Genomic DNA, 22,820 nt, shown 5'->3' with positions numbered 1-22,820 from the left:
CGGGCGCAGTGTTCTACAATCCCAAACTCTCGAAATTCCTTGAATCCTACGGCATCGTGCTTGTCGTGATCGTGATGATGGTGGTTATCGCCCTCTCGCGCCCCGAGGTGTTCCTGACCCCTCAGAACCTCACCAATATCCTCAAGCAGAACGCCACCCTCGCTCTGGTTGCGCTGGGTATGTTCGTGGTGATCGTCACCGCTGGCATCGATCTTTCGGTCGGCTCGACAATGGCGCTCTCCATGGTCACCCTCGCGCTCGCCAGCCGGGCCGGGCTGCCCTGGCCGCTCGTCCTGATGGTCGGGCCGCTCGTCGGCATCGCCGTGGGGGTGGTCAACGGGGTGGGACTGACATGGCTCAAGCTGCCCCATCCCTTCATCATGACATTGGGAACGCTCAACGCGGTGCGCGGCGTCGCCTATCTGGTAACCAATGGCGCCCCGATTTCCGGGCTTCAGGATGAGGTTCGCTATCTGGGCCAGGCCTATTACGATCTGGGATTCCTCGCACCTCCCGCAGGCATTCCGGCCAGCCTGATCGTCGTCGCGGTCTGCGCGGTCGGACTATGGTTCTTTCTTGAGAAAACCAGCACCGGCCGCCACATCTACGCCATTGGCGGCAACCCGCAGGCGGCCCGCGTGTCCGGCGTCAATGTCGATAAGGTGCTTGTCCTGGTCTATGTCATTTCCGGCTTCATGGCCGGCTTGGGCGGGCTGCTTTTGGCCGGGCGCACGGACTCCGGCTTCCCCAATGCCGGCCTTATGCTTGAGCTCGATGCGATCGCGGCGGTCATCATCGGCGGCGCGTCGTTCTTTGGCGGGCGCGGCACTGTGCTCGGCGTTCTGGCCGGCGTGCTCATCATGGGTCTGTTGCGCAACGGGCTCAACATCAACAATGTCAGCTCCTTCTGGCAGATGGTGCTGATCGGCGTCGTCATAATCTTCGCGGTCTGGATCGACGTGATCCGCCGCAGGGCGTCGGTACGCAGGTAGGGTTTACGGCCGGCCCGGTGCGCTCCAGCCGGACCGGTCGACGATCAAACGGAGACTGGTCGAAAAGGGAGGACCACGAAATGAAAGCAATGCTTCTGGCAGGCTTGGCGCTCGGCGCCATGACCGTCGGCGCCCAGGCGCAAACTTACGTTCTGGGCATGAAGGGCCCCGGCGCGGGCAACCCGTTCTGGGCTGCGGTCGAGGCGGGCGCCATGGCTGCCGGCGAGGAACATGGCGTCGAGGTCATCGTCGTCGCCCCGCCCCAGGAATCCGACGTCCAGGCCCAGATCAACCAGATCGAGGATCTGATCGCCCAGGGCGTGGACGGCATCGCGCTGGCCCCCACCGATCCCAATGCCCTCGCCCCGGTGGTCGATTCCGCCATCGCGCAGGGCATCCCGGTGGTGTTCGTCGATACCCGCGGCACCAATGAGGGCGTGTCCTTCATCGGGACCAACAACGAAGTCGGCGCCGCGCTGGCTGCCCAATATATGTGCGAAAACCTCGAAGAGGGCTCCGACGTCGCCATTCTCCAGGGCCTCATCAGCCAGTCCACCGGCCAGGCCCGCGCCCAGGGCGCCCATGACGGCCTGACCGAATGCGGCCTCAACATCGTCGCCGAGCAACCCGCAAACTGGGATCGGGCCATGGGACTTTCGGTCGCCGAGACCATCCTGGCCGGCAATCCCAACATCAAGGGGATTTTCGCGTCCAACGACAATATGGCGCTCGGCGCCGTCGAGGCGCTCAAGCAGGCCGCCATGCTCGAAAGCGTCATGGTCGTGGGCTTTGACGCCAATCCCGACGCCGCCAACTCCATCGTGGCCGGCGAAATGACCGCCTCGATCGCCCAGGCGCCCGAGAACATGGGCCGGTTCGGCATCGAGTCCCTCATCGCCCTGGGCAATGGCGAAACCATCGAGGAATGGGTCGATACCGGCACCGTTCTGGTCGATGCGTCCAACGCCGCCGAATACCAGTAATCTGGCCATCAACGGCGCCCGACTGTGACAAAAGAAAAACGGCGCGACACAAATCGCGCCGTTTTGTAGCCATTATCCTTGAAACTTGCCCGCCAAGGCGCGTATTCTGGCCTCCTTCGCGAGAGCGCGAAGGGCAAGAGCAACCTCCGGCGGTAATATGGGTTTCCCATATTCCGCCGTCTTTTTTTGTCCGGAGCGCTTCAATGACATCTCTCGGGATCGGCCTGATCGGCACCGGCTACATGGGCAAATGCCACGCCCTGGCCTGGAACGCCGTCGCCCCGGTCTTCGGAGACGTCCAGCGCCCCCGCCTTGTCCATCTCGCGGAAGCCAATCCCGATCTGGCCGCGCGGCAGGCCAAAGCACTCGGGTTTGAAAAATCCACCGGCGACTGGCGCGAACTGATCGCCGACCCCGAGATCGATGCGGTTTCGATCACCACCCCCAACGCCTTCCATCCCGAAATGGCCATTGCCGCGCTTGAAGCTGGCAAGCACGTCTGGTGCGAAAAGCCCATGGCGCCCGCCTTCGCCGATGCCGAGCGCATGGCCGAAGCGGCACGGATTTCGGGCCGAGCGGCGGTGCTGGGATACAATTACATCCAGAACCCGCTGATCCGCCATATCGGCAAACTGCTGGCCGAAGGGGCCATCGGCAAGCTCCATTCGGTGCGTGTGGAAATGGACGAGGACTTCATGGCCGATCCCGCCGCATTGTTTTCCTGGAAAAGCGAGACGAGTTCGGGCTATGGCGCGCTCGACGATTTCGGTGTCCATCCGCTCTCGATCCTCTCGACCCTTCTGGGGCCGGCCGAACAGGTTATGGCCGATCTCGCCAAACCCTTTCCCACCCGTCCTACCCAGGATGGAAAGGACCGCGAGGTTGAAACCTTCGATATTGCCCACATCCTGATGCGCTTTGCGGGAGGGGTCTCGGGCGCCATCCAGCTTTCGCGCTCCGCCTGGGGCCGCAAGGGCCGCATAGCCATCCAGATTTTCGGGTCCGAAGGCACCATCGCCTACGATCAGGAGCGCATGAACGAGCTTCAGCTCTTCACCCGCGAGGGCAGGGCCAGCGAACAGGGCTTTCGCACCATCCTGACCGCCCCCATCCATCCCCCTTATGACAAATTCATCCCCGCCCCCGGCCATGGGCTGGGGTTCAACGAGCTCAAAATCATCGAGGCCCGCGAAGTGATGCGCGCCGTCTCCGGCGAGACGGCGCACATCATCGATTTCCAAAAAGGGCTGGCCATCGAAAAGACGGTGCACGCTATCGCGCACAGTCATCGTGACGGCTGCTGGGTCAGACTTTAAGCGACCTGCAGCCGGGCCGGTGCCGCCCGGCGTTCGCTCCACAGGATGAAGCTCGACGCGCCAAGGATCAGAGCGGCCCCCGGCCAGAACCACATCGCCGGCACCTGCGAGAGCACGATCCAGCCCAAAAGCGTATTGAGTGGCAGCTTCAGATCGTCGAACGGCTGCAGATAGCTGGCGTCGGCCACCTTGTAGGCAAAGCTCAGGAAATATTGCGCTCCAGCCGTGACCAGTCCCAAAAGCACGATCAGGCCCAGCGCTTCGCCCATGGGAAGCTGGAAGTCGAACCCGGTGGCAAGCCCGGCAGGCAGCGCGCCCGCCGGCAGCACCGCAACGGCAATCCCGACCAGAAGGCCCAGCAAAAAGTGGTTGGGCGTAATCAGCACCAGCATGTAAAGCGTGAGCGATTCAGGTTCTTCATCGCGGCTGAGATATCGGGTGATCACCGAAACCGAGCCCCAGCAGAGCGCCGCAAGCACGGGCAGCAGCGAAGCAAGCGTGAACTGTTCGGTGCCGATCTGGGAGACCATCATCGCGCCGACAAAGCCCGTAATCGTTGCCCCGAGCCTTTGCACGGTCAGGCGCTCGCCAAGAAACAGCGTTGCCCCGATAAGGATGAAAAACGGCCCGGTCATCGACAGCGCCACCATCTGCCAGACGGGAACGCCGAGCGCAAAGCCGAAGGCGAAAAACTGCACGCCCAGCGCCGAAAGCAGCGCGCGGGTCTCATGCCAATAAGGATGGCTTGTGCGCAGTTTTGATACTCCGATCCGCAGGATCAGCGGCAAGGCGAAAAGCGTGGCGATGACATATTGCCAGAACACCAGCGCGGTGGACGGCACGCCCATCTGATAGGTGATGATCGGCGTCAAAATGTTGATGATGGCAAAGGTAACGCCGGCCCCGACCATGAACACGGCGCCCAGAACCGGGGCGTGGGGCAAGGAGGAAATCTGGTTCATCTGTCGTCCTTTCCGTAACCAGTTTCCCCAGGGTTACGGGAGACGACACCTCAAGCGCCCCGCACCCCCTCGGGAGTTTCGGTACGCGACAAGGCGCAATTCCCGTTCTCTCTCATCCGGACTATGACCGTCGGCTTCGGAGTTGCACCGAATCTGCTGACCCTCGCCAGTCTGGCGAGGCGCTCGCGGGCTTCAGTCTGAAAGACTGTCACCGCCGGTGGGGACTTTCACCCCGCCCTGAGAACGCAATTCTAAAAACAAGGCATTCCATCGTGAAACGCCGATGGATAACTTAGGCGCCTCTCGCGCGCCAATCAAGCGGGCAAAAAGAAAAGGACTGTCCGATAACTCGAACAGTCCTTCCATGATACCGTCACACGGGGTGACTTGAACCGTTGGAACCGTTTGCACCAAGCGGTTCGGAGAGAAAGGGCTATTTCGCCGAGGGCTGCCTCGCCGAAATCACCTCATACCCAAAGTCGCTCCCGCCTGCGCGGATCTCACTAGACATTGGATCACCTCCTTTCGCTTGGTTAAGACCACGATCATGGTGGCCCGAATCCACAACGCTGGCAACCCTATTTTGCTCCACCGGTCCTGCACGAATGTTTGAGTGGGCTTGAGAAAAAGGGGGATTCTCAAAGACTTGTTGCTGTTCCATACTTCCCCGTCTCGAATCAGGCGCGCTCTGTCCGGGAGAAATCCCCGCGCGCCATCGACACGGTTTCGGCGATGAAATCGGCCACCACCGAAACCCGCCTTATCGCTCGCACATCCTCGTGCATCACCGTCCAGTAATTCCGCATCAATCCCAATTCGGGCAGCACCGGCACCAGTTCTGCGTGTCTTTGCGCCAGAAAGTCGTGCAGAATCCCGATGCCGGCGCCGCCCCGCACAGCCTCGGTCTGCCCCAGCGCGCTCGACACCTCGATATCGGAGCGCCAGCCCTTCCATATCTCGCGTGCATAATCGAGCGAGGGCGTGAAAATCAAATCCTCCACATAGCCGACAAGGCTATGATCTTTCAGATCGGCCACCGTCTTTGGCAGGCCGCGCTGTTTGACATAGTCGGAAGACGCATAGAGCCCGAGCCGGTAGTCGACCAGCTTGCGGCACACGAGCCGCCCCTCGGTCGGCCGCGCCACCGTAATCGCGATATCGGCCTCGCGGCGCGACAGCGAAAAACTGCGCGGCACGGGAACCAGTTGCACCGTTAGGCCGGGATGCCGGGCGCGCAACTGACCAAGCCTTGATGCCAGAAATCCCACCCCGAACCCGTCCGGCGCCCCGATCCTGACGGTGCCCGAGATCGCCGCGTCGGTGCCTCCGATCACCGTTTGCGCATTGAGCGCAGCGGTCTCCATCAACTCGGCGCGCTCAAGCAGCGCCTCGCCCTCGGCGGTCAGATCGCACCCATTGGTGCGCCGCACGAAAAGCCGCGCGCCCATGGCGTCCTCGAGCGCACTCAGCCGCCGCGCCACCGTCGCGTGATTGACGCCCAGTCCCCGCGCCGCGGCAAGGATCTGCCCGGCCCGCGCAATCGCCAGAAATATCCGAATATCGTCCCAGTTCATCTTGCTCTACGATTTTTGCATATCAAATGTGAAAACTATCACGTTGAACCTATAATAATAGGCATTCATTCTCGCGGGAATTTTTCCAGGGAGCGAGCAATGAAGACCATTGGACATTTCATCAACGGCGCCCATGTGGAGGGTAAGTCGGGTCAGTTCGCCGACATCTTCAACCCCGCGACCGGCGAGGTCTCAGCCAAAGTCGCCCTGGCCGACGCCAGCGACCTCGACGCTGCGATCGCTTCTGCCGCCGCAGCCCAGCCGGGCTGGGCCGCCACAAATCCCCAGCGCCGGGCGCGCGTATTCTTCCGCTTCGTCGATCTCATCAATAGACACATGGACGAACTGGCCGAACTGCTGTCGGCCGAGCACGGCAAGACCATCGAGGACTCCAAAGGCGATATCGTGCGCGGCATGGAGGTCGCCGAGTTCGTGTGCGGCATCCCCCATCTGCAAAAGGGTGAGTTTACCGAAGGGGCAGGGCCGGGGATCGACATGTACTCCATGCGCCAGCCGCTCGGCATCGGCGCGGGCATCACCCCGTTCAACTTCCCGGCCATGATCCCCATGTGGATGTTCGCGCCCGCCATCGCGGCGGGCAACGCCTTCATCCTCAAGCCCTCCGAACGCGCGCCATCGGTCCCCATGCGGCTGGCCGAGTTGATGATCGACGCGGGGCTGCCCGCCGGCATTCTCAACGTCGTCAATGGCGACAAGACCGCCGTCGACGCCATCCTTTCCCATGATGAGATTGCCGGGGTGAGCTTTGTCGGCTCCACGCCCATTGCCCGCCACATCTACGCAACCGCTGCCGCCCACGGCAAACGCGTGCAGGCGTTTGGCGGTGCCAAGAACCATATGATAATCATGCCCGACGCCGACATCGAAAAGGCCGCCGACGCCCTGATCGGCGCCGGATACGGCTCTGCGGGCGAACGCTGCATGGCGATTTCGGTTGCCGTTCCGGTGGGCGAGGAAACCGCCGACCGCCTGGTCGCCGCCCTCGCCCCCCGCGTCGAGAGCCTGAGGATCGGTCCCTACACCGATAAGGCGACGGACCTGGGCCCGGTCATCACCAGGGCGGCGCAGGAGCGTATCGTTTCGCTTATCGACAGCGGCGAGAAACAGGGCGCAGACCTTATCGTCGATGGACGCGGTTTCACCTTGCAGGGCTATGAAAACGGCTATTTCGTCGGCGGCACGCTGTTCGACCGTGTCACCCCCGAGATGGACATTTATCGCGAGGAAATTTTCGGTCCCGTTCTCTCGGTCGTGCGCACCTCGACGTATGAGGAGGCTTTGTCACTGCCGCTCAAGCACCCCTATGGCAATGGCGTTGCGATTTTCACTCGCGATGGCGATACGGCGCGCGATTTCGCCGCGCGCATCAATATCGGCATGGTGGGCATCAACGTGCCCATTCCCACCCCGCTGGCTTACCATTCCTTCGGCGGCTGGAAGGCATCTTCCTTCGGCGATCTCAACCAGCACGGTACCGATTCGATAAAGTTCTGGACCCGCACCAAGACCGTCACCGCCCGCTGGCCCTCGGGGTTGCGGGAAGGCACCCAGTTTTCAATGCCGACGATGGCATAAAAAAAAGGCCGCCCCCCAGGGCGACCCTTTTGGTCAGGTCAGGATATATCGCCTTCGATATTCGCTCGCCGCATAGACGAGGATCACGGCCACCGCGACCCCTCCGACAAGCTGGATCCAGTCGATCCCGGCCAGCATCAGGGTGGCCAGTTCCAGCCCGTTCCAGGGCTGGCCGGCCAGCCAGTAGCCCTCGAAATCCAGGTCCTCGAACCGCAGCTCGAACCGCTGGGTGATGAAGGACCAGAAGGCGCCTTCCTGCAATATGTTGCGCATCACGACCCGCTCGAACAGCCCGATCACCGCCGGTATGAGAAACGCCAGCGGAATGGCCCAGCGCTTGAAGATGGTGCCCAAAAGCCCGACCCATGCCAGGAACGGCAGGTACCAGAGCAGCGCGATGGCAAACAAAACGATGGCCGAAACCATGATGTTGAACCAGGCGCTCAGCGTGTCTCCGAGGGTCGGCGGCGCAAACCCGCCAAGGAAATTGCTGGCGATCACCGTGGGCAGATAGGCGATCACCCCGGTAATGGCGAGGGCGAGCAGGATCGCCGTGGGAAACACCGTCAGCGACGCGGCCACTTTCGATGCAAAGATCTTGAGGTCGCTCTGGGGCATGGACTTCCAGAACAGCATCGAATTGTTGCGGCTGTCGGCCGAAAATGCATCGCCATAGTAAAAGAACAGCATGATGATCAGATAGACCAGCCATCCCGCCGCCCCCAACGCGAAGGCCGTCTCGTAAAAGCGCAGCACGGTGGGCAGCGACCCGCTGAACTCACCCCGGAAATCGGTTCCGAACACCCCATAGATCGCCGCCAGCGATCCAAGCGCCAGCAACAGCATCGGGCCGTAGATGAACGCGCCGCGATGCTCGAGATATTCGCGTTTGATAAGCGCAACGAAGGCCCGCATCAGGCAGCTCCCGCATTGTGGGTTTCACGCTGCATCAGCGCGACGAAAAGGTCCGAAAGGCTCGGTGTGGAAATCTGGCCGAGCGGCGAAAGCGTTTCGCGCTCCACCCCGTCAAAGATCATCACCGTCTGGCCGAACCGGCTTTCGGTGAACACCGGGCCCAGCGCCCGGGCGGCTTCCACATGGGCAGGGTCCGCGATCACCAGCTGGCAATAGCGGGTGTTGACCGTCTCCATCTGCATATGGACGATCAACTCGCCATCGCGGATGAACATGATGTCCGAGAGCATGAATTCGATCTCGTCGACCTGATGGGTGGTGATGAGCAGCGTGCGTTCTTCGGTCATATAGTCTTCGAGCAGCCGCCGGTAAAACCGCTTGCGATAGGTGATGTCGAGTCCGAGCGTGGGTTCGTCCAGCACCAAAAGCTTGGCGTCGATCGCCATGACAACGGCCAGGTGAAGCTGGGCGATCATCCCCTTGGACAAGTTCTTGATCTTGGCTTCCGGCTTGATGTCGGTGCCCGAAAGAAAATCGCGTGCCTTGTCCTGCGAGAAGTTGGGATGGATGTTGCTCAAAAGTGCAAAAAGCTCGCGCACCCGCAGGAACCGGGGCAGGGAGGCCACATCGGAAATGAACGCAACATCGTTCATCAGCGTCGCGCGGTTGGCAAAGGGGTCGAGCCCCAAAACCTCGATCTTGCCCTCGCACTGGGTCAGGCCTAAAAGCGCATTGAGCGTCGTCGTCTTGCCGGCACCGTTGTGCCCGACCAGCCCGTAGATGCGGCCCGCCGGAATGTCGAAATCGAGCCCGTGCAGGATCTCGGTCTTGCCGAACTGCTTGCGCAGGCCGCGCGCGGAAACGATTGGATTTTCAGCACTCATTTCTCGTCTCCATCCTTGAGTAAATCGCCAGCGGAAAGCCCGAGCGCCGAAATCCGCGCCGCAATCGCCGGCCAGTCCTCTTTAAGAAATTTGTCTCTTTCATGCGCCAGCAGGGCGGCCCGCGCCCCCTCGGTCACATACATGCCGAGCCCCCGGCGCTTTTCGACAGTGCCCATATCCACCAACGACTGGTAGGATTTGGTCACCGTCAGAGGGTTGACCGAAAGGTCGGTCGCCACCTGTCGGACGGAGGGCAGGGGATCGCCCTCGTTGATCGCCCCGTTGAGGATCATTTCGATCATCCTTTGCCGGATTTGCAGAAATATCGGTTGGTCGTCGCGCCACTGTGTCATGTGTGCTTCCGTATAGTGTACTATATAACTAACACACCAATACACAACCGTCAATCACCTTGTCGCCCGTCCCGGTCTGGCTTAGCGTAGTGTGAAAATCGACATTTCCCGGGGGACCCAATGGCGGGCGAAGCGGCACACGGATTCGATCTCTTTCCTGTCGTCGGGATTCTGGCGGCAGGCGTGGTCGCGGTCCCAATTTTCAAGCGAATCGGGCTGGGCTCGGTCCTCGGCTATCTCGCCGCCGGTCTGGCCATCGGACCTTTCGGGCTTGCCGTTATCACCCATCCCGAAACCATCCTTCATACCGCCGAACTCGGCGTCGTCATGTTCCTGTTCGTGATTGGGCTCGAAATGCAGCCGCGGCGCCTGTGGAGCCTGCGCAAGCAGATCTTCGGCCTGGGCGTCCTCCAGGTGGGAACCTGCGCGGCGCTGATGACCGGCGCCGGAATCCTGATGGGTCTTCCACCAACAATCGCCCTGATCGCCGGGCTGGGCTTTGTCCTGACTTCGACCGCCATTGTCTTCCAGGTACTCGAGGAGCGCGGCGAAATCTCGACCCCGGCGGGCCAGAAAATGGTCTCCGTTCTCTTGCTTGAAGATCTGGCCATCGTCCCGCTTCTGGCGCTCGTCGCCTTCATTGCGCCACAGGCCGAAACGGTCACCATGGGCCAGCGGATGACTGACATCGCCATTGCCGTCGGCGCGCTGGTCGCCCTCGTGCTGGTGGGGCGCTTCCTGCTCAATCCCCTGTTTCGCATTCTCGCCAACGCTCATGCCCGCGAAGTGATGACCGCTGCTGCGTTGCTCGTTGTGCTGGGGGCTGCCTTGGCCATGAACATGAGCGGGCTTTCCATGGCCATGGGCGCTTTTCTTGCCGGTGTGCTCCTCTCGGAATCCACCTTCCGTCACCAGCTCGAAGCCGATATCGAGCCATTTCGTGGCATCCTGCTCGGCCTGTTCTTCATCGCCGTCGGCATGTCGCTCGATCTTGGCGTTATCGGCCAGAACTACCCGTTCATAATCATGGCGGTCATCGTCTATATGGTCGTCAAGTTCGCGGGCATCTACGCCATAGCCCGGCTGTTGCGCTCCAGCCATGGCGAGGCGCTGGAGCGTTCGGTGCTCATGGCTCAGGGCGGCGAATTTGCCTTCGTTCTGTTTTCCGCTGCGTTGGGCGTGGGCATCCTCGATGCGGAAATGAACGCTATTCTGACCACAACGGTCATCATCTCGATGGTTCTCACCCCCATCGCAATCATCGGCATGAACCGCATCATGCCGCGCCAGACGCCTGATCTCGATGGTGTCGAAATTGCCGATGGTCTGGCCGGAACGGTCCTCATCATCGGCTTTGGCCGTTTCTCCCAGATCGTCAGCCAGCCCCTTCTGGCCAAGGGCGTCGATGTCACGATCATCGATAACGACGTCGAAATGATCCAGGCCGCCGCCCGTTTCGGCTTCAAGATCTATTATGGCGACGGCACCCGCCCCGAAATTCTCCACGCCGCGGGTGCATCGACGGCCACGGCAATTCTTGTCTGCATCGACAGGCCCGCCGACGCCACAGTGATCGCCGAGCACGTCAAGTCCGAATACCCGCTCGCCCAGCTTTACGTGAGGGCTTTCGATCGCGAGCATGCGGTCGAACTCGTACACCTGGGCGTCGATTACCAGATCCGCGAAATGCTCGAATCCGCCTTTGTCTTCGGCTACGAAACCCTGGTTGCCCTGGGCGTCGATGAACAGGAGGCCGCAGATATTCTCGAAGATGTCCGCGAGCGCGACAAGGCGCGGTTCGAACTCGATATCGCCGGCGGGGTGCGTGAGGGTGCCGCGCTCATGATCGGCAATGCCGAAGGCCCAAAGCCCACGCCCTCCTTCACGCCCCGGCAAAAGAGCACGGCCCTCAACCCCGAGGCCCAGGAAATCCTGCAAAAGGCCGAGCCGGCCGAAACCTGATAGCGGCGTTTATCGCACGACAATTATCCGCTCGGCGGCCCGCGTGATGCCCGTATAGAGCCAGCGTTGCGCCTCGTCGCGGAACACGAAGCTTTCGTCGAACAGATAGACGCTGTCCCACTGGCTGCCCTGCGATTTATGGACGGTCAGGCAGTAGCCATAGGTGAATTCGTCGTACTGGCGGCGCAACTGCCAGCTCATTTCCGCATCCTCGCCGGTGAAAAAGCTCTGATGCGCGCGCACCTTGGTCTGCACCGAGGTCCTGTCGGCTTCCTCGGGATCGATGGTCATTTCCAGCGTGCCGCCGGCCCGCTTCTTTATCGAATTGAGCGTCCATATCTGCCCGTTCAGGAGCTTTTTCTGCGGATTGTTCCGAAGGCACACCAGCCTGTCGCCCTTGACCGGAATTTCGGTGGGCAGGCCCTTCAATTCCCGAATGCGGTTGTTGTAGTCGAGCCGCGTCTTGTTACGCCCCACCAGAACCTGATCGGCACTGAGCACTTCGGATTGATCGACCTCGCGGCGCGAAACCACCTTGCTTTCGCCATAGGTGCCGTAGTCCAGCCCGCGCCCCTCGCGAATGTCGAGCGAGAGCCTGACGATGGGGTTGTCAGCGGCCTGCCGATGAATCTCGGTCAGCATCACGTCAGGGTCCTGCGCCGTGAAAAAACCCTCGCCCTGAACCGGCGGAAGCTGGAACGGATCGCCCAGCACCAGAACCTTGGTGCCGAACGAGAGCAAATCGGTGCCCAGCACCTCATCGACCATCGAAACCTCGTCGATGACGATCAGATCGGCATCCGCCGCCGCCGATTCCGGGTCGAGCACGAAACGCGGCTCGCCTTCCTTTTCCGAAATCCGCGTGTAGATCAAAGAATGGATGGTCGAGGCGCCCTTGCATCCGCGCTTGCGCATCACCAGCGCCGCCTTGCCGGTAAACGCCGCGTATTTGACGGTCTTGACGTCCTGGGCCAGATGCCGGGCCAGCGTCGATTTCCCCGTGCCCGCCCAGCCGAACAGCCGGAACACTTGCGGCCCGTTGTCGTCCTTGAGCCACGCCGCCACCGCTTTAAGGGCCTCATCCTGCTGGCTGGACCAAGCGACCATTTGTGAGACACACTCCAACACAATGAGGGGGAATCAGTTTCCCGCCAGTATTGCCGGGCAAACGCCGTGGCGAAACCCAAAATGCGAACAAAACGAGATTGGAGAGAGGCTCATGCAGCCCGATGATGTCCTTGAGTTCTGGTTCGTCGAACATGGCCCCCAAGACTGGTATTCGGGCGACCCCGAATTCGATGCCCGCTGCGCGGCTCGGCTCAGCGACGTTCACGCCAGGGCCATACGCTCCGAACTCTGGACCTGGCGCGAAACACCCAGGGGCCGGCTCGCCGAAATCATCCTGCTCGATCAGCTCTCGCGGCAATTCAATCGCGGCAGCGCCTCGGCATTCGCATCGGACACCATGGCGCTTGCGCTGGCCCAGGAAGTCGTTTCGCGCGGCCTTGATGCCGACCTTTCGGTCCATGAAAGGCTCTTTGCCTATATGCCCTACCAGCACTCGGAATCGCCGGCCATTCAGCAGGAGTCCGTGCGGCTTTTCCAATCGCTCGGTGACGATCAATATCTGCCCTACGCCACAGAGCACCACGACATCATCGCCCGCTTCGGCCGCTTTCCGCTCCGCAACGCAGCTTTGGGCCGGACCTCCACGCCAGAGGAGCTGGCCTATATGAAAGAGCGCGAGGGCAAAGCCTATTAGGTCAAAAGCGCGCATCACACCAAAGGTGCATGGGTATGACTTTTGAGAGAGCGTACGATGCGCGGACGCTGTCTTTGAGGCTCGGAAACAATGTTCGCGGCACCCATAGCTGACCATCCCTATCGCGAGGCGGTTCTGGCCGAACTGCACGCGCGTCCCGTCGAACTCGTCGCTCCCAATATGCGTGTGCGGCGTCTGGTTCTGACAGTGCCCAACCGCTCGGGCGGCATGCGCAAGGCCATGGAGGAATTCCGCCAGTTCGCGGCGCGCAACGGCCATGCCGTAAAGGATGACGGCAGCCGCCAGTACCAGTTCACCACACCCGAACGCGTGGCGACCTGGGAGTTTCACACCGAATTCATCACCATCACCTGGTACGCGGCGCTGACCGACGCCGAGAGCTGGCCGCAAGATATCGGGCTGGATGCCGTCGGTGAGGCCGAACTGGTGGGGGCCATGCGGGTCGATCTGATGGACGAGCCCGAATTGCCCGAGCGGGTGTTCCCCTCGTTCAGCCCCACGAGCCTCTGCCTGGTCGCCGTCGAACACGCCAATGCCCAATTGGCCACCGATTTCGTGCCCGACAAGGACAAGTTCATCCGGTTCGAATTTGCCGCCGGCAAGCTCTCGCCCCTGCGACGCGCCATCACGCTGCGCCGCATCCTCGAGATCGAGACCTACCGCAACATGGCGCTCCTGGCCCTGCCGCTCGCCCGCCGGGCCGGCCCCGACCTGCGCGCCGTCGAGATGGGCCTGACCGACGTGATGACCGATCTTTCGGCCGTCGAGACCACCGACGCCGTACAGGAGCGGCTCAAGAGCCTGCACGCGCTCGCCGTGCGCTCAGGCCAGATTTCCGAGCAGCTCAATTACCGCTTCGCCGCCGCCTATGCCTATGGCGCGATCCTGCGCAACCGGCTCGAAAAGCTGCGCGAAACGACGCTGGGGCAGGGGTCCTCGCTGTCGAGCTTCATCGGCAACCGGGTCGAACCGGCTTTGGCGACCTGCGAGGCCATGGACAAGCGGCTCGCCGTCCTCCTCGAAAAGCTGCAGCGCGCCGTCGAACTGCTCAATGTGCGCATCAGCCTCGACATGCAGATCCAGAACAAATCGGTGCTCGAAACCATCGCTGAAACGGCGCGCAGCCAGTTCCGCCTGCAGCACACCGTCGAGGGGCTCTCGACGATTGCCATCACTTACTATCTGATCGGCATTTTAGGCTACGCGCTGGCCGGGCCGCTTGAAGCGACGGGCTGGAGCAAGACGCTCGCCATCTCTATCCTCTCGCCCATCGCTCTTGTCGCGGTTTTCTTTGGCCTGCGCGCCATAAGGCGCGGGTTCGACAAGGGCCGGAAAGATCACTGATCGCTGCGTTCGAGCAGATTTTTCGCGATCAGCGCGCCATGATGGCCGATGACCACCGAAGCGGTGGCATGGCCCGCTCTGGCAGCATCCTCGGGGCTGGCGCCGGCCAGCCGTGCCGCCAGATAACCGCCATTGAAACTGTCGCCCGCTCCGGTCGCATCGACAACCTTGGCGACTTGTCTTGCGCCCACGCGCCACTGTCCGTCGCGCGTCACAACAAGCGCCGGATCGGCGCCGTTCTTGACGACCACCTCGTCGCAGCCTGCTGAAAGATACCGCAGCGCGGTTGCTTCATCGTCGGAATCGCCGAAATAGGGAACCTCGTCGGCATGCGTGGGCAGGACGATGCGCGAAACCTTTGCCGCCTCGGTCAGCGCCTCGACCACGCTCTTGTTGTCCGCCCACAGGGCCGGTCGGATATTGGGGTCGAAAGCCACAAGCGCTCCGGCTGCACGCCGCGCCCCGATCGCCGCAATCAACCGCTCCCGCGCTTGGGGAGCAAGAATTGCAAGCGTGATACCCGAGAAATAGATAAGGTCGGCACGCTCCAGCGCCTCTTGCAGCGCTGTCGCATCATCGGCGAGCAGCTTGGCCGCCGAAGTGTCGCGCCAATAGGTAAAATGGCGGTCACCATCGGCCTGATGGATCATGTAGAGCCCCGCGCGCTTGCCCTTAATTGTCCGGATTGCGCCGGTATCGATGCCGGTTTGCCCGATAAATTCGACCATCTGGCGGGAATAGAGATCGTCCCCCACTGCCGTCGCATAGCGCACAGTCCAGTCCGCACCGAGCAGCGCGTTGAGGTAGTAGGCGGTGTTGAGCGTGTCCCCGGCAAAACCCTGCCTGTAGGTGCGGTCCTCGCCCCCGCTCATTTCGATCATGGCTTCGCCGATGGAAACTGCTGTCCGGCTCACACGCGTCCTCCCCGTTTTGCGCCTCGCAATACCCTATCCGGCCCTGGCGAGAAAGCCTTCAGGAGACATGACGATGTTGTGGTCGATTTCCCCGATCGCCGAAAAATCCTTGTCCGTATAGTCGATCGGCCACAGCACCGACTGTATCGCCGCGATGCGGGCGCGCTTCTTGTCGTTGGCCCGGATCAGCGTCCAGGGCGTGTCGGGCGTATCGGTGGCCACGAACATCTTGTTGCGCGCCTTTGTGTATTCGTCCCACTTGTCGAGCGCCTTGAGATCGACCGGCGAAAGTTTCCAGATCTTGAGCGGGTCGTGTTGGCGGTCATGGAAACGCTTGAGTTGCATTTCCCGCCCGATTTCCAGCCAGAACTTGAAAAAATGGATGCCTTCTTCAGTGATCATCCGCTCGAAGGGTGGCGCCTCGTGCAGAAAGCTCTCGGTCTGGCCCGGTGTGCAGAACCCCATCACGGGCTCGACCACTGCCCGATTGTACCAGGAACGGTCGAACAAAACGATTTCACCGCCCGCCGGCAGGTGCGTCACATAGCGCTGGAAATACCATTGCGTGCGCTCGCGGTCCGATGGAACCGGCAGGGCAACGGTGCGCGCGTTGCGCGGGTTGAGGTTTTCCAAAAAGCGCTTGATCGTGCCGCCCTTGCCCGCCGAATCCCGGCCCTCGAAAATGGCCAACACGCGCTCTCCGGTCTGCGCCATGTGGCGCTGAAGCTTGACCAGCTCGATCTGCAACGCCCGCAGATGTTTTTCGTAGTCCTTGGTTTTCAAGCCTTCGTTGTAGGGATAGCCGCCACTGGTCAGCGCCCGGTCCTTGATGGTGTCGTCCAGTTCGGGATTTTCGAGGTCGAAGGCACTCATTGAAATCAAGTCCTCTCAGGCGCTTTGTGTCGCAACTGTAACAATCGTCCGCGCCCGATCCATCATGCCATTGTCATGCGCGCGCGATATGGCCATTGTCATGATTGATGATTCATTTGCAATGAGCACAGGACACAGGGTGAGGACGCGACCCGAGGCGGGCCGGCCGATCGTCATGGCACCGCCGCTGCTGGTTGGCGGTGCGGCTGTGCTTATCGTATTGGCACTTGGTGTGCTGGGCAGGCTGGCCCCTCTCGATTCGGGTGTGGTCATCCTGGCGATTGTCGCCATCAGCGCCATTGCGACCCGGACCTCGCGCAACGCGGATGCCGAAAACGAGGAAGCGGGGGCGCTTGCCGGCATCGATGCGGCCGTCGAGGGGTTTTCCGACATCCTCACCGAACCCTGTCTCATCATCAACGAACGCGCGGTGCTGATCTATCGCAATCCCGCCGCCCTCAAACGCTTTCCCCGCGCCCGGACAGGCGATCCCCTGGCTTTCACCCTGCGTGACCCCGACCTCGTCGAGGCCATCGACAAGGCCATCGGGACGGGCGCGGCGCAAAGCACCGAACTGCACATTCCCGTCCCCAACGAAACCTGGTATCGCGCGTCCGTGGTTCCATACCGGCCGGCAGAGGACCGCAGCTTCGTCGCGATCACGCTTTACGATTTCACTGAGCAGAAGCGCACCGACCGCATGCGCGGCGATTTCATCGCCAATGCCAGCCACGAACTGCGCACGCCTTTGACCTCGCTCATGGGTTTCATCGACACATTGCAGGGGCCGGCCGCAAAGGACGAGGCGGCGCGCGCCCGATTCCTCGGCATCATGCGCAGCCAGTCCGAGCGCATGTCGGGCCTGATCGATGACCTGCTCTCGCTCTCGCGCATCGAATTGCGTCAGCACGTCAAGCCGACCACCGAGGTCAACCTCAACCTGTTGCTGCGCGAGGTTGCCGAAACCCTAGAGCCCAAGATCGAAGCGACCGAGCTTGTTCTCGATCTCAAACTGCCCGATGAACCCGTGACCATCATTGGGGACAGGCAGGAGCTGTTCGAGGTCGTTGAAAACCTTGCCGACAACGCCATCAAATATGGTGGGGACGGGGGCAGGGTGGAAATCGCTCTGGCTGCAAGCGCCAGCCGATCAGGTGACCATCACGCCATTACCGTCACCGATTTTGGCGCCGGTATTGCCCAAGAGCACGTCCCGCGCCTGACCGAGCGCTTCTACCGCGGCGATGCGGAAGCCAATCGCAAGAAGAAGGGCACGGGCCTGGGCCTTGCCATCGTCAAGCACATCGTCGCCCGCCATCACGGTCAGCTCTCCATACGCTCCAAGCTGGGCGAGGGCACTCGCGTGGAAATCCTTCTGCCGCGCTGAGCGGTATCTGTCACAATTGTCGTCAAAGCATCGTTTCCCACAGGGTGCTGTGCTTTTTCATGTTTGAATCCAATGATTTGCGGTGTCATTCAACTGTCACTGAAACGACATAGAACCTTTAGCTGCCGGCCCTAGTTTGCCCGTGTTTTCGAGATGGGGCCGAAAAGTTTCGGTTTCATCAAACCCAGGGGCAAATGCCCGGACGCTTCTGACACAGAGGAAGAGCACATCATGAAATCCGCACTTTACGCAGGCGCAGCGCTCGCCGTGGTTGCCGCCTTTGGCGCAACCTCCGCTCAGGCCCAGACTCGCGACACCATCCAGATCGCCGGTTCCTCCACCGTTCTGCCGTTCTCCTCGATCGTTGCCGAAGAGTTCGGCAACGCCTTCCCCGACTACAACACGCCCAATGTTGCCGGTGGCGGTTCGGGCGGCGGCAAGCGTCAGCTTTGCGAAGGCGTTGGTGAAAGCACGCTCGATATCGCTAACTCCTCGTCCAAGATGAGCGCCAGCGAACTGGAAAGCTGCCAGGCCAATGGCGTTGAAGACGTCCGCGAAGTCGTTTTCGGCTATGACGGCATCGTTTTCGCCACCGGCATTGAGCAGGGCGATTTCGCTCTCGAGCCCGTCCACCTCTACAAGGCCATTGCCGCCCAGGTTCCCGTCGACGGTGAAATGGTCGACAACCCCTACGCCAACTGGTCGGAAATCGATGCCTCGCTGCCTGACCAGGACATCTTCGTTGCCATCCCGGGCACCAACCACGGCACCCGCGAAGTTTTCGATCTTCGCGTTCTTGAAGCTGGTTGCGAAGAAGCCGGTCTTCCTGAAATGGAAGAAGACGCCATGGAGGCCGCTTGTCTGACCCCGCGTCAGGACGTTGTGGTCGAGATCGCCGGTGACTACACCGAGACCCTGGCCCGCCTTCAGTCGAACCCTTCGGCCATCGGCGTGTTCGGCCTGTCCTTTTATGACCAGAACCGCGACACCCTCAAGGTTGCCACAGTGTCCGGCGTGGAACCGACGCTCGACACCATCGCTGCCGGCGATTACCCGGTTTCCCGTCCGTTGCAGTTCTATGTCAAGGGTGCTCATATCGGCGTTGTCCCGGGCATCGAGGACTATATTGCTTTCTTCCTGTCCGACCAGATGGCCGGTTCGGGCGGTATCCTCGAAGCTGCCGGCCTCGTTCCCGCTTCCAGCGACTTCCTTGCCGCACAGCTCGACGCCTTCAACAATGGCGACCAGTATCAGCCGCAGTAATCGGCGCGCAAAACAGGAAGGTCCCGGTCTTGTCCGGGGCCTTCCGCTGCTGGCTTTATAGCCTTAACGGGGGTGTGAGAGCCCCAGCCCGTCTGGAAGGACCAGTCCGCCGTGAACGCTTTCGTCATCGCAGCCCTTCTTCTGGTTCTCCTCACCATATCCTATCAGGTCGGCTGGTCGCGCAGCCGCAGGCTGGCCGGAGCAAGCAGCGAACGCTTGCATTCACGCCCGATCTACCACGGTGTTCTTGTTGCCCTTTTCGCGCTTCTGCCGGCCATCGTCGTGCTCGGCCTTTGGGCGCTGTTCAGCGGCTCGGTTTGGCATGCGTTCATTCTGGCGCAATTGCCCCCCGAAACGGCCCAGCTTTCCCAGGTTCAGCTCCAGGCGGTCATCAGCCGGGTCCAGGCTCTTGCCAACGGATTTGGTGTGGTCGGTGAGCCCGCACCCGAGGAAGTGGCGGCGGCCCGCGCCTTTGAGACCTTCCAGCTCGTCTCCTTCCTTGCCGTGATCGGCGCCGCTGCCGCTTTGGGCGCAGGCGCTCTCTTTCTGGCGCAGCGCCGTATCGGCGCGCGGCTCCGGGCGCGCACCGAGGTCGAAATGGCCGTGCGTATCGGACTGATTGCCTGCTCGACCGTCGCCATCCTGACAACGATTGGCATCGTGCTGTCGCTTCTGGCCGATGCTCTGCGGTTCTTCTCGTTCATAAATCCGCTCGAATTCTTTTTCGGCACCACCTGGAACCCGCGCTTCCAGTCGACTGGCACGGGCTCGGCCGGCGAATATGGGCTGCTGCCGCTCCTGTGGGGCACGTTGATGATAGGCCTGATCGCCATGCTGGTCGCTGTGCCCATAGGGCTGATGTCGGCGATCTATCTGTCCCAGTACGCCCACGAGCGTGTCCGCAATGTGGTCAAGCCCATCATCGAGGTGCTGGCTGGTATCCCCACCATTGTTTACGGCTTTTTCGCGCTGGTCACCGTTGGTCCCTTCCTCGCGGGGGTCGGCGATGCCGTCGGGCTCGATATCAACGCAACCAGCGCGCTGACCGCCGGTGTGGTGATGGGCATCATGATCATTCCGTTCATCTCCTCGCTCAGCGACGACATCATCGCCCAGGTGCCGCGCACCATGCGCGACGGCTCGCTGGGCCTCGGCGCAACCCAGTCCGAAACCATCCGCAGGGTTCTCCTGCCTGCGGCGCTGCCGGGGATCGTCGGAGCCATCCTCCTCGCCGTCAGCCGGGCCATCGGTGAAACCATGATCGTGGTTTTGGCGGCAGGCAACAGCCCCGTCCTGCGCTTCAATCCCGCCGAGCCCACATCGACGGTAACCGTGAGCATCGTCAACCAGCTGACCGGCGACGCCGATTTCACCAGTCCGCAATCGCTCGTGGCTTTCGCGCTGGGGCTGACGCTGTTCGTCATGACCCTGCTGCTCAACGTGTTGGCCCTCTACATCGTCCGCAAGTTCAGGGAGCAATACGAATAGCCATGACCGATACATTGCTCTCCAGCCCCGAATCCGGAAATCGCGAGCGCGTCCGCAAGAGTCTCGCGCGGCGCCATCGCAGCGAAGCCATGTTCCGCTGGGCCGGCATCCTCTCGATTGCCGCCGCGCTGGGTTTCGTCGCCATCCTGTTTGGGATGATCATCTCCAAGGGCCTGCCGTCCTTCTGGCAGTCCACGCTGCATGCCGAAGTCTATTTCGATCCCGAACTCATCGAAGGCGGACCGCAACCCGAACGTCAGGACAGTGCATCGGACGCTGACTACCGCGCGGCGATCAGCCAATGGCAGCGCGACGTCACCCTTTCCAACTGGAACGCCATCGTCGAAACGGCGGTTCGCAGGACCGCGCCCGATTTCGACATCGAAAGCCGCGAAATCCTTGCGCTGGTCACGTCCGCTGCCCGTTTCCAGCTTCGCGACCGCTATATCGCCGATCCCGCTGTGCTCGGTCAGACAGTGCCGGTGACCATGCTCGCCTCGGCCAATACCGATAACTGGCTCAAGGGCACAATCGACCGCACTCAGCCCGACTCCCGCCAGCAGCTTTCTGCTTCAACCCGTCAGCTCGCCGATCGACTTCTCGCTGAAGGCGTCATCAGCTTCGATTTCGCCTGGCACATCTTCACAAATGTCGACAGCCGCTCCGCGCCCGCTTCGGCCGGCCTGGCGGGGGCGTTCATGGGCTCGCTCTACATGATGCTGATCGTTATCGTCCTGGCTGTGCCCATCGGTGTCGCGAGTGCTGTTTATCTCGAAGAATTCGCGCCCAAGAACCGTTGGACCGATCTCATCGAGGTCAACATCAACAATCTGGCCGCGGTGCCCTCCATCGTCTTCGGTCTCCTGGGCGCTGCGGTGTTCATCAACTATCTCGGCCTGCCACGCTCGGCGCCGCTGGTCGGCGGTCTTGTGCTGACATTGATGACGCTGCCGACGATCATCATCGCCACCCGTTCGTCATTGCGGGCCGTGCCCCCCTCGCTGCGCCAGGCGGCGCTCGGACTCGGCGCCTCGCGCAACCAGACGGTGTTCCACCACGTCCTGCCGCTGACCTTCCCCGGCATCCTGACCGCCACCATTATCGGCGTCGCCCAGGCCCTGGGCGAAACGGCGCCGCTCTTGCTGATCGGCATGAGCGCCTTCATCGCCAACATTCCGGCAAACCCGATGGACTCGGCAACGGCTCTGCCGGTCCAGATCTATCTCTGGCAGGGCAATGAGAACCGGAATTTCTTTGAAGCCCGCACCTCGGCTGCCATTATGGTCCTTCTGGGGATGATGATCCTTTTGAATGCCATCGCCATCTTCCTGCGCACGCGATTGGAGCGCCGCAAATGACAATCGGAACCACAATGGACAGGAGTGCAACGCCTCCGATGAACCAGACCAGCTCAGCGACCGGCGAGACCGGCTACCAGACAGTACGCACGCCCGACGATACCGGCCACCCCGCGCGTCTCAAGGCCCAGGACGTTTCGGTATTTTACGGCGACAAGCAGGCGCTGTTCGATGTCTCGATCGACATCCCCGAAAAGGCCGTGAGCGCCTTTATCGGCCCGTCCGGTTGCGGCAAGTCGACGTTCCTGCGCTGCATCAACCGCATGAACGATACCATCGAGGGGTGCCGGGTCACCGGCAAGGTCGCGCTCGACGGCGACAATCTCTATGATCCCAGCCTCGACGTTGTCGAACTGCGCGCTCGCATCGGCATGGTGTTTCAAAAGCCCAACCCGTTCCCGAAATCGATCTTTGAAAACGTTGCTTACGGCCCCCGGATTCACGGACTTGCCCGCAACAAGACCGATCTCGAGGAGATCGTTGTCACCTCGCTGCAGAAGGCCGGGCTGTTCGAAGAGGTTAAGGATCGGCTTCATTCGCCCGGCACCGGGCTTTCCGGCGGTCAGCAGCAACGTCTGTGCATCGCCCGCGCCATGGCCGTGGGTCCCGAGGTGATCCTGATGGACGAGCCGTGCTCGGCCCTGGATCCGATCGCGACAGCAATCATCGAGGAACTGATCGACGAATTGCGCGCCAACTACACAATCGTCATCGTGACCCACTCCATGCAGCAGGCCGCTCGTGTTTCGCAAAAAACCGCGTTCTTCCATCTCGGCAAGCTGATCGAGGAAGGTCCGACCGAGGCAATCTTCACCAATCCCCGCGAAAAGCGCACCCAGGATTATATCACTGGCCGCATCGGGTAGGAGACGC

General features: G+C 61.6%; 20 protein-coding genes and 1 riboswitch. Of the genes, 12 read left to right on the top strand and 8 right to left on the bottom strand.

Going from position 1 to position 22,820, the window contains the following annotated elements; genetic code table 11:
- The first annotated feature begins 8 nt into the window (after positions 1–8).
- From ACP148_RS13170 to ACP148_RS13160, 3 genes are all read left to right on the top strand, one after another.
- Positions 9–992 (top strand): ABC transporter permease, encoded by a 984-nt coding sequence (locus ACP148_RS13170; RefSeq protein ID WP_421952596.1) that lies wholly within the window; start codon positions 9–11, stop codon positions 990–992.
- Positions 993–1,072: 80 nt separating this feature from the next.
- Positions 1,073–1,975, top strand: a complete 903-nt coding sequence (locus ACP148_RS13165) for a sugar ABC transporter substrate-binding protein (protein WP_421952597.1) — start codon at positions 1,073–1,075, stop codon at positions 1,973–1,975.
- A gap of 203 nt (positions 1,976–2,178) precedes the next feature.
- Positions 2,179–3,291 (top strand): Gfo/Idh/MocA family protein, encoded by a 1,113-nt coding sequence (locus ACP148_RS13160; protein WP_421952598.1) that lies wholly within the window; start codon positions 2,179–2,181, stop codon positions 3,289–3,291.
- Here ACP148_RS13160 and ACP148_RS13155 read toward each other — a convergent pair.
- On the bottom strand, positions 3,288–4,253 hold the full coding sequence (locus ACP148_RS13155; RefSeq protein ID WP_421952599.1) for a DMT family transporter: 966 nt from the start codon (positions 4,251–4,253) through the stop codon (positions 3,288–3,290). The two genes, ACP148_RS13160 and ACP148_RS13155, sit on opposite strands and share 4 nt — an antisense overlap.
- A 100-nt stretch (positions 4,254–4,353) precedes the next feature.
- Positions 4,354–4,502, bottom strand: a riboswitch (FMN riboswitch).
- 428 nt (positions 4,503–4,930) lie between these two features.
- On the bottom strand, positions 4,931–5,827 hold the full coding sequence (locus ACP148_RS13150; protein ID WP_421952600.1) for a LysR family transcriptional regulator: 897 nt from the start codon (positions 5,825–5,827) through the stop codon (positions 4,931–4,933).
- 99 nt (positions 5,828–5,926) lie between these two features.
- Here ACP148_RS13150 and ACP148_RS13145 point away from each other — a divergent pair, with 99 nt between their 5' ends.
- A complete protein-coding gene (locus ACP148_RS13145) occupies positions 5,927–7,423 on the top strand; it encodes a CoA-acylating methylmalonate-semialdehyde dehydrogenase (protein WP_421952601.1) in 1,497 nt (498 codons plus the stop codon).
- A gap of 33 nt (positions 7,424–7,456) precedes the next feature.
- Here ACP148_RS13145 and ACP148_RS13140 read toward each other — a convergent pair whose 3' ends face one another.
- The 3 genes from ACP148_RS13140 to ACP148_RS13130 are packed head-to-tail and all read right to left on the bottom strand — an operon-like array spanning position 7,457 to position 9,575.
- A complete protein-coding gene (locus ACP148_RS13140) occupies positions 7,457–8,338 on the bottom strand; it encodes a hypothetical protein (protein WP_421952602.1) in 882 nt (293 codons plus the stop codon).
- A complete protein-coding gene (locus ACP148_RS13135; protein WP_421952603.1) occupies positions 8,338–9,222 on the bottom strand; it encodes an ABC transporter ATP-binding protein in 885 nt (294 codons plus the stop codon). Before ACP148_RS13135 ends, ACP148_RS13140 begins: the two co-directional genes overlap by 1 nt.
- Positions 9,219–9,575, bottom strand: coding sequence for a GntR family transcriptional regulator (locus ACP148_RS13130; RefSeq protein ID WP_014129490.1), 357 nt, complete (start codon positions 9,573–9,575; stop codon positions 9,219–9,221). The genes ACP148_RS13135 and ACP148_RS13130 overlap by 4 nt, the downstream gene beginning before the upstream one ends.
- Before the next feature lie 120 nt (positions 9,576–9,695).
- Between ACP148_RS13130 and ACP148_RS13125 the strand changes: the two genes are divergently transcribed.
- Positions 9,696–11,537: a monovalent cation:proton antiporter-2 (CPA2) family protein gene (locus ACP148_RS13125; protein ID WP_421952604.1), complete on the top strand. Its 1,842-nt coding sequence runs from the start codon at positions 9,696–9,698 to the stop codon at positions 11,535–11,537.
- A 9-nt stretch (positions 11,538–11,546) separates the two neighbouring features.
- Here ACP148_RS13125 and ACP148_RS13120 read toward each other — a convergent pair whose 3' ends face one another.
- Positions 11,547–12,644: an ATP-dependent DNA helicase gene (locus ACP148_RS13120; protein ID WP_421952605.1), complete on the bottom strand. Its 1,098-nt coding sequence runs from the start codon at positions 12,642–12,644 to the stop codon at positions 11,547–11,549.
- A 112-nt stretch (positions 12,645–12,756) separates the two neighbouring features.
- Between ACP148_RS13120 and ACP148_RS13115 the strand changes: the two genes are divergently transcribed.
- Both ACP148_RS13115 and ACP148_RS13110 read left to right on the top strand, forming a co-directional pair.
- Entirely contained in the window at positions 12,757–13,299 is a 543-nt protein-coding gene (locus ACP148_RS13115) for a DUF924 family protein (protein ID WP_421952606.1), read from the top strand.
- Positions 13,300–13,389: 90 nt separating this feature from the next.
- Positions 13,390–14,664 carry a DUF3422 family protein gene (locus ACP148_RS13110; protein ID WP_425033529.1) on the top strand — a complete coding sequence of 425 codons (1,275 nt, stop codon included), beginning with the start codon at positions 13,390–13,392 and terminating at the stop codon, positions 14,662–14,664.
- Here ACP148_RS13110 and ACP148_RS13105 read toward each other — a convergent pair.
- On the bottom strand, positions 14,658–15,578 hold the full coding sequence (locus tag ACP148_RS13105) for a sugar kinase (protein WP_421952608.1): 921 nt from the start codon (positions 15,576–15,578) through the stop codon (positions 14,658–14,660). The two genes, ACP148_RS13110 and ACP148_RS13105, sit on opposite strands and share 7 nt — an antisense overlap.
- A gap of 33 nt (positions 15,579–15,611) precedes the next feature.
- A complete protein-coding gene (ppk2, locus tag ACP148_RS13100) occupies positions 15,612–16,451 on the bottom strand; it encodes a polyphosphate kinase 2 (protein ID WP_421952609.1) in 840 nt (279 codons plus the stop codon).
- 139 nt (positions 16,452–16,590) lie between these two features.
- Between ppk2 and ACP148_RS13095 the strand changes: the two genes are divergently transcribed.
- From ACP148_RS13095 to pstB, 5 genes are all read left to right on the top strand, one after another.
- Positions 16,591–17,838 (top strand): sensor histidine kinase, encoded by a 1,248-nt coding sequence (locus ACP148_RS13095; RefSeq protein ID WP_421952610.1) that lies wholly within the window; start codon positions 16,591–16,593, stop codon positions 17,836–17,838.
- A 231-nt stretch (positions 17,839–18,069) separates the two neighbouring features.
- Entirely contained in the window at positions 18,070–19,101 is a 1,032-nt protein-coding gene (locus ACP148_RS13090) for a PstS family phosphate ABC transporter substrate-binding protein (RefSeq protein WP_421952611.1), read from the top strand.
- A gap of 111 nt (positions 19,102–19,212) precedes the next feature.
- Positions 19,213–20,589 (top strand): phosphate ABC transporter permease subunit PstC, encoded by a 1,377-nt coding sequence (gene pstC, locus ACP148_RS13085; protein WP_421952612.1) that lies wholly within the window; start codon positions 19,213–19,215, stop codon positions 20,587–20,589.
- Positions 20,590–20,591: 2 nt separating this feature from the next.
- Positions 20,592–21,947, top strand: a complete 1,356-nt coding sequence (pstA, locus tag ACP148_RS13080; protein WP_421952613.1) for a phosphate ABC transporter permease PstA — start codon at positions 20,592–20,594, stop codon at positions 21,945–21,947.
- On the top strand, positions 21,944–22,813 hold the full coding sequence (gene pstB / locus ACP148_RS13075; protein WP_421952614.1) for a phosphate ABC transporter ATP-binding protein PstB: 870 nt from the start codon (positions 21,944–21,946) through the stop codon (positions 22,811–22,813). The genes pstA and pstB overlap by 4 nt, the downstream gene beginning before the upstream one ends.
- The last annotated feature ends 7 nt before the right edge of the window (positions 22,814–22,820 follow it).

It is taken from the genome of Pelagibacterium sp. (genome assembly GCF_965249125.1).
GTDB lineage: Bacteria > Pseudomonadota > Alphaproteobacteria > Rhizobiales > Devosiaceae > Pelagibacterium.
Note: the sequence above shows the minus strand (reverse complement) of the source record. Positions and strands in the feature narration are given on the sequence as shown.

Coding starts and splice junctions, on each gene's coding strand:
- ACP148_RS13140 (WP_421952602.1), bottom strand. CDS start 8,338: ATGCGGGCCTTCGTTGCGCTTATCAAACGCGAATATCTCGAGCATCGC.
- ACP148_RS13120 (WP_421952605.1), bottom strand. CDS start 12,644: ATGGTCGCTTGGTCCAGCCAGCAGGATGAGGCCCTTAAAGCGGTGGCG.
- pstB (WP_421952614.1), top strand. CDS start 21,944: ATGACAATCGGAACCACAATGGACAGGAGTGCAACGCCTCCGATGAAC.
- ACP148_RS13090 (WP_421952611.1), top strand. CDS start 18,070: ATGAAATCCGCACTTTACGCAGGCGCAGCGCTCGCCGTGGTTGCCGCC.
- ACP148_RS13110 (WP_425033529.1), top strand. CDS start 13,390: ATGTTCGCGGCACCCATAGCTGACCATCCCTATCGCGAGGCGGTTCTG.
- ACP148_RS13145 (WP_421952601.1), top strand. CDS start 5,927: ATGAAGACCATTGGACATTTCATCAACGGCGCCCATGTGGAGGGTAAG.
- ACP148_RS13130 (WP_014129490.1), bottom strand. CDS start 9,575: ATGACACAGTGGCGCGACGACCAACCGATATTTCTGCAAATCCGGCAA.
- ppk2 (WP_421952609.1), bottom strand. CDS start 16,451: ATGAGTGCCTTCGACCTCGAAAATCCCGAACTGGACGACACCATCAAG.
- ACP148_RS13115 (WP_421952606.1), top strand. CDS start 12,757: ATGCAGCCCGATGATGTCCTTGAGTTCTGGTTCGTCGAACATGGCCCC.
- ACP148_RS13160 (WP_421952598.1), top strand. CDS start 2,179: ATGACATCTCTCGGGATCGGCCTGATCGGCACCGGCTACATGGGCAAA.
- ACP148_RS13165 (WP_421952597.1), top strand. CDS start 1,073: ATGAAAGCAATGCTTCTGGCAGGCTTGGCGCTCGGCGCCATGACCGTC.
- ACP148_RS13135 (WP_421952603.1), bottom strand. CDS start 9,222: ATGAGTGCTGAAAATCCAATCGTTTCCGCGCGCGGCCTGCGCAAGCAG.
- ACP148_RS13150 (WP_421952600.1), bottom strand. CDS start 5,827: ATGAACTGGGACGATATTCGGATATTTCTGGCGATTGCGCGGGCCGGG.
- pstA (WP_421952613.1), top strand. CDS start 20,592: ATGACCGATACATTGCTCTCCAGCCCCGAATCCGGAAATCGCGAGCGC.
- ACP148_RS13155 (WP_421952599.1), bottom strand. CDS start 4,253: ATGAACCAGATTTCCTCCTTGCCCCACGCCCCGGTTCTGGGCGCCGTG.
- ACP148_RS13125 (WP_421952604.1), top strand. CDS start 9,696: ATGGCGGGCGAAGCGGCACACGGATTCGATCTCTTTCCTGTCGTCGGG.